The 10,081-nt window shown below is 70.9% G+C and carries 11 protein-coding genes; 9 read left to right on the top strand and 2 right to left on the bottom strand.

Features of this window, described 5'->3' with window-relative positions; translation table 11 throughout:
* Positions 1 to 128 precede the first annotated feature (128 nt).
* From rnr to rpmG, 5 genes are all read left to right on the top strand, one after another.
* Complete coding sequence (rnr, locus tag K9U40_RS20070) at positions 129 to 2,468, top strand: ribonuclease R (RefSeq protein WP_282891890.1); 2,340 nt, start codon at positions 129 to 131, stop codon at positions 2,466 to 2,468.
* Between the two features lie 59 nt (positions 2,469 to 2,527).
* The gene (locus K9U40_RS20065; protein WP_282891888.1) at positions 2,528 to 3,043 is read left to right on the top strand and encodes a DUF983 domain-containing protein; all 516 of its coding nucleotides are present in this window, start codon (positions 2,528 to 2,530) and stop codon (positions 3,041 to 3,043) included.
* Positions 3,044 to 3,084: 41 nt separating this feature from the next.
* Entirely contained in the window at positions 3,085 to 3,819 is a 735-nt protein-coding gene (locus K9U40_RS20060; RefSeq protein WP_282891887.1) for an NUDIX hydrolase, read from the top strand.
* A gap of 10 nt (positions 3,820 to 3,829) precedes the next feature.
* Positions 3,830 to 4,996: an MFS transporter gene (locus K9U40_RS20055; RefSeq protein ID WP_282891886.1), complete on the top strand. Its 1,167-nt coding sequence runs from the start codon at positions 3,830 to 3,832 to the stop codon at positions 4,994 to 4,996.
* A 186-nt stretch (positions 4,997 to 5,182) separates the two neighbouring features.
* Entirely contained in the window at positions 5,183 to 5,350 is a 168-nt protein-coding gene (gene rpmG / locus K9U40_RS20050; RefSeq protein WP_282891885.1) for a 50S ribosomal protein L33, read from the top strand.
* Positions 5,351 to 5,951: 601 nt separating this feature from the next.
* Here the strand turns inward: rpmG and K9U40_RS20045 are convergent.
* Positions 5,952 to 6,320, bottom strand: coding sequence for a response regulator (locus tag K9U40_RS20045; protein ID WP_041575964.1), 369 nt, complete (start codon positions 6,318 to 6,320; stop codon positions 5,952 to 5,954).
* Between the two features lie 101 nt (positions 6,321 to 6,421).
* Between K9U40_RS20045 and K9U40_RS20040 the strand changes: the two genes are divergently transcribed.
* The 4 genes from K9U40_RS20040 to K9U40_RS20025 all read left to right on the top strand — a co-directional run bounded on the left by K9U40_RS20040 (position 6,422) and on the right by K9U40_RS20025 (position 9,246).
* The gene (locus K9U40_RS20040; RefSeq protein WP_282891884.1) at positions 6,422 to 6,748 is read left to right on the top strand and encodes a DUF3572 domain-containing protein; all 327 of its coding nucleotides are present in this window, start codon (positions 6,422 to 6,424) and stop codon (positions 6,746 to 6,748) included.
* Between the two features lie 153 nt (positions 6,749 to 6,901).
* Positions 6,902 to 8,185, top strand: coding sequence for a DNA polymerase IV (locus K9U40_RS20035; protein WP_282891883.1), 1,284 nt, complete (start codon positions 6,902 to 6,904; stop codon positions 8,183 to 8,185).
* A gap of 86 nt (positions 8,186 to 8,271) precedes the next feature.
* Positions 8,272 to 8,676, top strand: a complete 405-nt coding sequence (locus K9U40_RS20030) for a hypothetical protein (protein WP_282891882.1) — start codon at positions 8,272 to 8,274, stop codon at positions 8,674 to 8,676.
* A gap of 216 nt (positions 8,677 to 8,892) precedes the next feature.
* Positions 8,893 to 9,246, top strand: coding sequence for a winged helix-turn-helix domain-containing protein (locus tag K9U40_RS20025; RefSeq protein ID WP_282891881.1), 354 nt, complete (start codon positions 8,893 to 8,895; stop codon positions 9,244 to 9,246).
* A 33-nt stretch (positions 9,247 to 9,279) separates the two neighbouring features.
* Here K9U40_RS20025 and ccmB read toward each other — a convergent pair whose 3' ends face one another.
* Complete coding sequence (ccmB, locus tag K9U40_RS20020) at positions 9,280 to 9,948, bottom strand: heme exporter protein CcmB (protein WP_282891889.1); 669 nt, start codon at positions 9,946 to 9,948, stop codon at positions 9,280 to 9,282.
* Between the last annotated feature and the right edge of the window lie 133 nt (positions 9,949 to 10,081).

Raw genomic sequence — 10,081 nt, 5'->3', positions numbered from 1 at the left:
CCTCCCGACCTTCCAAGTCCCGCCCCGGCAAAACAGGCGGCGGCACGTCGCGCGCCGCGCGCAGGCAGGCCGCGGCCGAGCATGCGCGCGCCGAGGCGCTGGTGGTCGCCCGCCACGCCACCGGCGAGATGCCGACGAAGGAGCAGGTGCTCGCCTTCATCGCCACCCAGAGCGGCGAGGTGGGCAAGCGCGAGATCGCCCGCGCCTTCGGCCTCAACGCAGCGCAGAAAATCGAGCTGAAGAGCCTCTTGCGCGACCTGTCCGAGACCGGCACCGTGGAGCGCAGCCGGCGCCGCCTGCACGTGCCCGGCGCGCTGCCCGGCGTGGTGCTGGCCGACATCGTCTCCCGCGACGGCGACGGCGAGTTTATCGCCGTGCCGGTGGAATGGGACAGCGCGGCGCAGGGCGAGGCGCCCCATATCCTGGTGCAGGCGCCGCGCGGCACGCCCCGCCGGGCCGCGGGCCCCGCCCCCGGCCTCTCCGACCGGGTGCTGCTGCGCATCGTGGAAGGCTCCATCGAGCATGGGGTGCCCCACGTCGGCCGCGTCATCAAGGTGCTGGAGAAGGCACGCCGGCAGTCCATCGGCATCTTCCGCGCCGCGCCGGGCGGGGAAGGCGGCGGGCGCATCATCCCCATCGACAAGAAGCAGCTCGGCCGCGAGCTGCAGGTGCCCCCCGGCGCCGAGCACGAGGCCAGGGACGGCGACCTCGTCACCATCGAGCTGATGCGCCAGCGCGTGTTCGGCCTGCCCACCGCGCGGGTGAAGGAGAAGCTCGGCTCCCTCAGCTCCGAGAAGGCGGTGAGCCTGATCGCGCTGCACGCCCACGCCATCCCCCACGTCTTCCCCGAGGCGGTGCTGAAGGACGCCGAGGCGGCGCGGCCCGTCACCCCGCGCGGCCGCGAGGACTGGCGCGACGTGCCCCTCGTCACCATCGACCCGCCCGACGCCAAGGACCACGACGACGCCGTCCACGCCGTGCCCGACGCCGACAATGAAGGCGGCTTCATCGTCACCGTGGCCATCGCCGACGTGTCGGCCTATGTGCGCCCCGGCTCGCCGCTGGACCGCGAGGCGCTGGTGCGCGGCAATTCGGTCTATTTCCCGGACCGCGTGGTACCCATGCTGCCGGAGCGCATCTCCAACGACCTGTGCTCCCTGCGGCCGAAGGAGGACCGCCCGGCGCTGGCGGTGCGCATGGTCATCGGCGCCGACGGGAGGAAGCGCCACCACACGTTCCACCGCATCCTCATGCGCTCGGCGGGCAAGCTCGCCTATGCCCAGGCGCAGAACGCCATCGAGGGGCGCACGGACGAGGTGACCGATCCGCTGCTCAACGGCGTGCTGAAGCCGCTCTACGCCGCCTATGACTGCGTGAGGAAGGCCCGCGACGCCCGCCAGCCCCTCGACCTCGATTTGCCCGAGCGCAAGATCGTGCTCAAGGAAGACGGCACGGTGGACCGCGTGGTGGTGCCCGAGCGGCTCGACGCCCACCGCCTGATCGAGGAGTTCATGATCCTCGCCAACGTGGCCGCGGCCGAGACGCTGGAGGAGAAGCGCACCCCCCTCATCTACCGCGTCCATGACGGCCCCTCGCTGGAGAAGCTCTCCAACCTGCGGGAATTCCTGAAGACGCTGGACATCGCCTTGGCCAAGATCGACCAGGTGCGGCCCTCCCACTTCAACCGCATCCTCGCGCAGGTGAAGGACACGGATGCCGCTCCCCTCGTCAACCAGGTGATCCTGCGCAGCCAGTCCCAGGCGGAATATGCGTCCGAAAATTACGGGCATTTCGGCCTCAACCTGCGCCGCTACGCCCATTTCACCTCGCCGATCCGCCGCTATGCGGACCTCGTGGTGCATCGCGGCCTGGTGCGCGCCATGGACTTCGGCCATGACGGCCTGCCGCAGGACGCCACCGCCGCCACCCTCGCCGAGGTGGCCGCCGCCATCTCCGTCACCGAGCGCCGCGCCATGGCGGCCGAGCGCGAGACGGTGGACCGGCTCATCGCCCACCACCTCGCCGACCAGATCGGCGCCACCTTCAACGGCCGCATCACCGGGGCCACCAAGGCGGGACTCTTCGTCGCGCTCGACATCACCGGCGCGGACGGCTTCATTCCCGCCGCCACGCTGGGCCAGGATTATTACCGCTACGACGAGACCCGGCAGGCCCTGGTGGGCGAGCGGACCGGGGAAATGCACCGCATCGGCGACCGGGTCGAGGTCAGGCTGGTGGAGGCGGCGCCGGTGGCCGGCGCGCTGCGGTTTGAGCTTCTGACCGAAGGCTCCTATGTAAAGGGACCGCGCGGACGCCCCGGCCCGCTCAAGCGCGGCGGCGCCCGTCCGGGCACCGCCGGCCGGCATGCCGGAAGCGGCAGGCCCGGTGCCGGCGCGTCCGGAACAGGTGCGTCCGGCAAGGGCCCCTCCGGCAAGGGGCCGCAGGGGAAAGGGCGGTCGCGCCCGTAATCGCGGCGCGAATGGGGCTTCAGGGCCCGGGGGGCGTTTTAGGTTATGGGGGTTCGACGGTGACGACGCCTGCGACCATGACGGTGACGACCAAGCTCGCCTCCCCCGGGGCCGGCGGCACGCGCGAGCCTGTCGAGCCGCCCGCCGCTCCGCGTCCGATCCCGGATGCCCTGCTGCGCGGCGCGCGCGGCCTGTGCCCCGCCTGCGGCGCCGGACGACTGTTCTCCAGCTACCTGAAGGTTGCGCCCTACTGCCCCGGCTGCGACGAGGAGCTGTACCACCACCGCGCGGACGACGCCCCGCCTTATGCCACCATCCTGCTGGTGGGCCACATCGTGGTGCCGCTGATGGTGCTGGTGGAGGAGATGTACCGTCCGGAGGTGTGGGTGCACCTGACCCTGTGGCTGCCTTTGACGCTAGCGCTCTGCCTCGGCCTGCTGCCGCCGCTGAAAGGCATGCTGGTGAACCTGCAATGGGCCCTGCGCATGCACGGCTTCGACCCCCACAGCGCCGAGCGGGAGGCCCCGCCGGACGGGGTGAAGCCCGTGGTGCGCGCCGTCCGGCCGACCCTCTGAGGCCGGATGCGAACCGAAGCCCCAAGGACAGCCCCTTCCCGATGACCGATTTCGCCACCCGCCTCACCAATGCGGAGCGCCGGCAGGACTGGCCCAACGTCCGCCCGAGCGACGCCGCCACCCTCATCCTCATCGACCGCAAGGGCAGGAAGCCCCGCGTGCTGATGGGCCGGCGGCATCCCAAGCTGAAGTTCCTGCCCGGCGTCTTCGTCTTTCCCGGCGGACGGCTGGAGAAGACCGACCGCACCATGCCGGTCTATGGCGTGCTCGACGCCGACAGCGAGCGGCGCCTGATGACGAAGGTGCAGCGCCCCACCCTGTCCCGCGCCCGCGGCCTTGCCGCCGCCGCCATCCGCGAGATGTACGAGGAGACCGGACTGCTGGTGGGCACCAAGGAGCTGGGCACGCCGCAGGCGCCCTGCGACGACTGGCGCGCCTTCGAGGAGCACGGGGTGTTTCCCGATCTCGGCGCCCTCACCTTTGTGGCCCGCGCCATCACCCCGCCGCGCCGGCCGCGGCGCTTCGACACCCGCTTCTTCGCCGCCGATGCCCGCGCCGTGTGCGACGAGGTGAAGGGCCTCGTGGGGGAAGAGTCGGAACTGATCGAGCTGGCCTGGCTCAGCTTCGAGGAAACCGCCGCGCAGGACCTGCCCACCGTCACCCGCGTGGTGCTGGAGGAGCTGGCCCAGCGCATCGACGCCGGCTTCGGGCCGCATCTGCCCGTGCCCTCCTATGCCATGCAACGCGGGCGTTTCGTCCGCACCCTGCTTGATTGATTCCCCGCTTATGCACGCACCTGACCGGCCGCTGGGCCATATGAGCCGCACGGCCTCCATTGCCGCCGCCATTTCCGCCATCACCGTCGTCGGCGTCGGCCTCAGCCTTTCCATCCCGCTGCTCGCCCTGGAGCTGGAGGGGCGCGGCATCTCCGGCAAGTGGATCGGCGTCAACACCGCCATGGCCGGGGTGGCGACCATCCTCACCGCGCCGTTCGTGCCCCTGCTGCTGCGCAAGGTGGGCCTGCGGCCGCTGCTGGTGGGCGCCATCGCGCTGGCCGCCCTGAGCCTCCTGGGGTTCAAGGCCGCGCCCTCCTTCCTCATGTGGTTTCCGCTGCGCTTCGCCTTCGGCACCGCCTTGTGCATCCTGTTCGCGGTCAGCGAGTTCTGGATCAACGCTCTGGCGCCGCCCAACCGGCGCGGGCTCATCATGGGCGTCTACGCCACCGCGCTGTCGTTGGGGGCGGCGCTGGGACCAGCCATCCTCAGCGTGCTCGGCGCCTCGGGCTGGGCACCCTACGTCGCCGGCGCGGCGGTGCTCTCGGCGGGCGCCATCCCCATCCTGCTGGCGCGGGGAATCACCCCCCGCATCCATGACGACGACCACCACGGCGTGCTCACCTTCGTGCGGCGCTCGCCCTCCGCGGTGCTGGCGGCCCTCGTCTTCGGCGCCATCGAGACGGCGGTGATGACCTTCCTGCCGCTCTACGGGCTCCGGCTCGGCCTCTCCGAGACCAGCGCCTCGCTGCTCCTGACGGCGGCGGTGCTGGGCAACGTGGCGTTCCAGATCCCCATCGGCCTCGTCAGCGACAAGGTGGACCGGCGCTTCCTGCTGTTCGCCTGCTCGGTGGTGGGCGCGGGCGGCGCCTTCGCCCTGCCGTTCGTGCCGGTGTCGAGCCCCTGGTTCCTGGCCATGATCTTCCTCGCCACCGGCGTGGTGGGCTCGCTCTACACGGTGGGCCTCGCCCATCTCGGCGAGCGCTTCCACGGGGCGGACCTCGCGGCGGCCAATGCGGCCTTCGTGATGCTCTATTCCATGGGGCTCATCATCGGCCCGCCCCTGGCCGGGCAGGGCATGGACCTCTACAACCCCTACGGCTTCGCCTTCGTCATCTCCACCATGCTGGTGCTCTACGCGGCGGTGGTGGCGGGGCGGCTCGCCCTGCGCGCCCGCTAAGGCCGGGGGACCGGGGGGCCGGGCTTCCCGGTTTCGGCCCCGGCCTTGACATTTCGGGCGCCTTGGGAGAGTTTCCGCGCCCACGAGCCGCCGGGACCGGCAGCGCGTCCGTTTTTCTTTTCGCAACCTCACGGTTTTCGCAAACCAGACGGTCGCGCGCCGCACGCGGCACCCAGGGATCAAGACATGGCCAAGGCTGCAACCATCAAGATCAAGCTCCTGTCCAGCGCGGACACGGGCACGTTCTATGTGACCAAGAAGAACTCCCGCACCAAGACCGACAAGCTGGTGCTGAAGAAGTACGATCCGGTGGTGCGCAAGCACGTGGAATTCCGCGAGACCAAGATCAAGTGATGCGCCGCGGCGCCGGGTGAGAGACCCGCCAGCGCCGCGCGGTCAGGCCGATCATCGCGATTGAAGTTCAAGCTTCATCATGACTGACCAGGGCGCCGGCAGGCGCCCTTTTCTTTTGCGCGGCGGCCGGCGCGGTCCCGATGCTGCCGCCCGCCTTCATGCCCCGCCTTCCGGTGCAGGCGCCGGCCGGCACGCGCACCGTCTCGCCGCGAGAACGCGGCGGAGCCGGCAGCCATGGGCGAAGCCGGGCGTGTCATGTGCGAGCGGGCGGCGGGAAGACAGGGCGGCGGGAAGACAGGGCGGCGGGAAGACAGGCTGGCCGGTGGGGAGGAAGCGGGGAGGCCTCCCGCAACGCTCACCCACCGGCCAAACCCCACGGACCCAGGAGATGCGGCGGACCTGAGCACTCCGCAGGGTTGTCCTGTGGCGGGAAGGGCGTGCCGCGCGGGGCGCAACACCATCTGAGCGGCCGTGTCCGACCGTGCCTTTCCCGCTTCTATCTCGCCGAAGACCAAAGACTAGCACATCACGACGAAAGCGAAAGCCGCCGAATCGGTGGGCCGCCGGCTCATCTTCCGCCGCGGCCCCGGCGGGGGGCCCCTCACCCGCCGGCGAACTGGCGCACCGTCTGAAGGAACTTCGCCACCGAGATGGGCTTGGAGAGATAGGCCTCGCAGCCCCCGGCGCGGATGCGCTCCTCATCGCCCTTCATGGCGAAGGCAGTCACCGCCACCACGGGTATGGCCTTCAGCTCCGGGTCGGCCTTGAGCTTGCGGGTCACGTCGAGGCCGGAAATCTCGGGCAGCTGGATATCCATGATGATGAGGTCCGGCCGGTGGGCGCGGGCCAGCTCCACCGCCTCGACCCCGGAGCGGGTCTCCACCGTGCGATAGCCGTGGGCCTCGAGCAGATCGTGGAAGAGCTTCATGTTCAGCTCGTTGTCCTCCACGATCATCACGGTCTTGGCCATCGCCTTCCCCCGGGCCCGCTCTGCGCCGTCCACTCTTCGCAGCCCGCGCGGAACGTGCTGGAATGGGGTGACACCTAGACCCATTCCTTGCGGAAGCGCAAATGCCCATTCAGGACAAACCAAGAGGCCTCAAGGCGCAGCGCGATGCGGCGCAGGAGGTGGCGACCTCCGCCCTCGCCTTCATCGCCGCCGACGGCGAGCGGCTGGTGCGATTCCTCGCCGAAACCGGCCTCTCCCCGGCCACCCTGCGCGAGGCGGCGGCCAAGCGCGATTTCGGCGCCGGGGTGCTGGCCTTCCTCATTTCCGACGAGGCCATGCTGGTGGCGTTCGCCGCCGAGAAGGGGCTCGACCCCCGGCATGTGGTGGGCGCCCTCGAAATCCTCGTGCCGCCGGTGGACCCCGATGCCACGGTGCGCCGGCCCATGTAGAGCGACCTGCGGTCGCTCTACATCAGGAGAGGCAAGAGCGACCTGCGCGCGCCCTACATCAGGAGAAGCAAGAGCGACCTGCGGGCGCCCTACATCGGGAGAAGCGAGAACGACCTGCGGGCACACTACATCAGCACGGGTGGGACGGCCGCCATGAGCGCCCCCGGCTTCTGCCGCGACTGCCTCGCCGCCGCGCCATCGGGGGATCGCTGTCCGGCCTGCGGCAGCCCGCGCCTCGCGCGCCATCGCGAGCTGGACACCCTCAGCGTCGCCCATGTGGATTGCGACGCCTTCTTCGCCGCCGTGGAAAAGCGCGACGACCCGAGCCTCGCCGACGTGCCGCTGATCATCGGCGGCGGCAAGCGCGGGGTGGTCGCCACCGCCTGCTACATCGCCCGCATCAAGGGCGTGCGCTCGGCCATGCCCATGTTCAAGGCGCTGGCGCTGTGCCCCGAGGCGGTGGTGGTGAAGCCGAACATGGAGAAATACCGCACCGTGGGCCGGCAGGTGCGGGCCATGATGCAGCAGCTCACCCCGCTGGTGGAGCCGCTCTCCATCGACGAGGCCTTCCTCGACCTCTCGGGAACGCAGGCCCTGCACGGCGCCAGCCCGGCCCGGACGCTTGCGCGATTCGCGCGGGCGGTGGAGCGGGAGGTGGGCATCACCGTCTCGGTGGGGCTCGCGGCCAACAAGTTCCTTGCCAAGATCGCCTCCGACCTCGACAAGCCGCGCGGCTTCTCCGTGCTCGGCCAGCAGGAGGCCGCGGCCTTCCTGGCGCCGCGTCCGGTCACCTTCATCTGGGGCGTGGGCGCGGCGTTCGGCGGCAGGCTGGCGAAGGACGGCTTCCACACCATCGCCGACCTCCAGCGCGCCGACCCCGCGGACCTCGCCCGGCGCTACGGGACGGAAGGGCTGCGCCTGTCGCGCCTCGCCTTCGGCATCGATCGCCGCCGCGTGGAGCCGGAGCGGGAGGCGAAAAGCGTCTCGGCGGAGACCACCTTCGAGCGCGATATCGGCGCCCTGCGCCCGCTGGAGCAGACCCTCTACGCCCTCTCGGAAGAGGTGAGCGAGCGCCTGAAGCACGCCGGCATCGCCGGGCGCTCCATTACGCTGAAGCTGAAGACCGCCGACTTCCGCCTGCGCACCCGCTCGCGCACGCTGGAGGCGCCCACCTGTCTCGCCGCGCGCATCAACGGGGCGGCGCGGGACCTGCTGGCGAAGGAGGTGGACGGCACCTTGTTCCGCCTCATCGGCGTCGGCGTCTCGGACCTCTGCCCCATCGCCGATGCCGACCCCGCCGACCTCGTGGACACCTCGACGGAGCGCCTGAAGGCGACGGAAAGCGCCATGGACGACCTGCGCGCCCGATTCGGCCGCGGCGCCCTCACCCGCGGCATCCTGCTGGACGCCACCACCGATCGGCGCAAGCGCCGGTAAAAGCCACCCGATCGTCACCCGCTTGACTTACGCTATATCTGATTGAATATAGCTTAAATGCAGTCGCCACGGCGGGAGGCCCCTTCATGGAGCGGGACGACATCATGGGCGAGGACCTCCTCGCCTTCGACGTGGCGGTGGACGGCAGCCGCTTCCGCATGAGCTTCAGCCGGCCCGACGGCAGCGCCACGGCGCTCAACCTGCCGTCGGACTGCCTTCAGGCCCTGGTGATGACCCTGCCCAAGATGATGACCGAGGTGCTGCGCGCGCGGCACAAGGATGACAGCCTGCGCCTCGTCTATCCCGCCCACATGGTGCGCATCGAGCAGGCGTCAGATCCGGAGACCCTCATCCTCACCCTTTCGACACCCGATGGCTTCGAGGTGTCCTTCGCCCTGGCCGGGCCGCAGCTGAAGTCGCTGGCGGCGGCAGAGGCGGCCCTGCCCCGCACGCAGGAGGCGAAAGCGGCGAAGACCGCGCGGTTCAACTGAGCTCTCGGGTCGCCCACCTCCCGGGGGCGGCCCTTTTTTCTTGCCTGGCTCCCCATCCCCTCTCTCGTGGCATGTCGAACGGAGGCCCCGGACACGCACCCCGTGCCCGGGGCCGAACTGTCTTTGCGCCCCGCGCGACAGCATCAGGCGCGCCTGCTAGACTTGAACCATCGCCCCGCGCCGCCTGCCCAAGAGCGGCTCCGCTTCAGGTTTGTCATGGCCTCGCTCAGCGTGAGAATCGACCTCGGGCCCAAGCGAATCGGACCCGGCAAGATCGAGCTTCTGGAGAAGATCGAGGCGCTCGGCTCCATTTCGGCCGCCGGGCGCGCCATGGACATGTCCTATCGCCGCGCCTGGGAACTGGTGGAGGAGATGAACGGCCTCTTCACCGGCCCGCTCGTCACCCCGCGCACCGGCGGCAAGCAGGGCGGCGGCACCCAGCTCACCCCCCTCGGCCATGAAGTGGTCGCAGCCTACCGTGCCATCGAGCGCGCCGCGACGGACGCCACGCGCCAGCAGCTCGCGGAGCTGGAAGCCGAGCTTTCGCCCGTCAGCAGCGCCGCGGAATAGACCGGCCGCCGCGCGCCAGCCCAGGAACGCCCCTCAGGCCCGCGCCGCCCGCAGCGCCGCCGCCGCCGCCACCGGCCCCAGCACCAGCGCGAACAGGGTCAGCCCCAGCAGCACCCGGAAGGGGGTGCCGAACGGCACCGGCCCGGTCACCGCCGCCTGGGTCGCCGACACGGCGAAGATCAGCACCGGGATGGCAAGGGGTATGACCAGCACCGCGATCAGCAGCCCGCCGCGGCGGAACGCACCGGCGAACGCCGCCCCCACGAGGCCGAGGAAGGTGACGGCGGGGGTGCCTGCCAGAAGCGTCAGCACCACCGCGCCGATGGCGGCGGGCTCCAGGTTGAGCATCAGCGCCAGCACCGGGGCGGCGAGCACCAGCGGCAGGCCGGTGGCAAGCCAGTGGGCCAGGCCCTTGGCCGCCGCCGCCAGTTCCAGCGGCAGCGCCGAGAGGATCATGGCGTCGAGGGAGCCGTCCTCGGCATCGGCGGCGAACAGCCGCTCCAGGCCGATGAGGCTCGCCAGCAGGGCGCCGATCCACAGGATGGCCGGGCCGATTCGGGCGAGCAGCACCAGATCCGGCCCCACCGCGAACGGCATCACGGTGACGACGCTGAGGAAGAACACCACGCCCAGCCCCGCCCCGCCGCCGGAGCCGAGGGACAGGGCAAGATCGCGCCGGACGATGGCGAGGAAGGCGGCCATCATGGGCGAAGGCTCCTGAAGAGGGAGGCGGTGCGGCCCCCGCGCCCGCCGCACCGGCGGGCAGCCGGGGACCTTGATTGCGCCCACGCCGGACGGTGTGCGCCAGCGTCGGCCACGCTGCCCCCTCCCAACC

This window comes from Xanthobacter autotrophicus, assembly GCF_030015065.1.
GTDB classification, from domain to species: Bacteria; Pseudomonadota; Alphaproteobacteria; order Rhizobiales; family Xanthobacteraceae; genus Xanthobacter; species Xanthobacter autotrophicus_D.
The sequence above is the reverse complement of the archived record's forward strand: the minus strand, read 5'-3'. Positions and strand labels throughout refer to the sequence as shown.

Coding starts and splice junctions, on each gene's coding strand:
- rpmG (WP_282891885.1), top strand. CDS start 5,183: ATGGCCAAGGCTGCAACCATCAAGATCAAGCTCCTGTCCAGCGCGGAC.
- rnr (WP_282891890.1), top strand. CDS start 129: ATGCCGACGAAGGAGCAGGTGCTCGCCTTCATCGCCACCCAGAGCGGC.
- K9U40_RS20035 (WP_282891883.1), top strand. CDS start 6,902: ATGAGCGCCCCCGGCTTCTGCCGCGACTGCCTCGCCGCCGCGCCATCG.
- K9U40_RS20025 (WP_282891881.1), top strand. CDS start 8,893: ATGGCCTCGCTCAGCGTGAGAATCGACCTCGGGCCCAAGCGAATCGGA.
- K9U40_RS20030 (WP_282891882.1), top strand. CDS start 8,272: ATGGAGCGGGACGACATCATGGGCGAGGACCTCCTCGCCTTCGACGTG.
- K9U40_RS20040 (WP_282891884.1), top strand. CDS start 6,422: ATGCCCATTCAGGACAAACCAAGAGGCCTCAAGGCGCAGCGCGATGCG.
- ccmB (WP_282891889.1), bottom strand. CDS start 9,948: ATGGCCGCCTTCCTCGCCATCGTCCGGCGCGATCTTGCCCTGTCCCTC.
- K9U40_RS20045 (WP_041575964.1), bottom strand. CDS start 6,320: ATGGCCAAGACCGTGATGATCGTGGAGGACAACGAGCTGAACATGAAG.
- K9U40_RS20055 (WP_282891886.1), top strand. CDS start 3,830: ATGCACGCACCTGACCGGCCGCTGGGCCATATGAGCCGCACGGCCTCC.
- K9U40_RS20060 (WP_282891887.1), top strand. CDS start 3,085: ATGACCGATTTCGCCACCCGCCTCACCAATGCGGAGCGCCGGCAGGAC.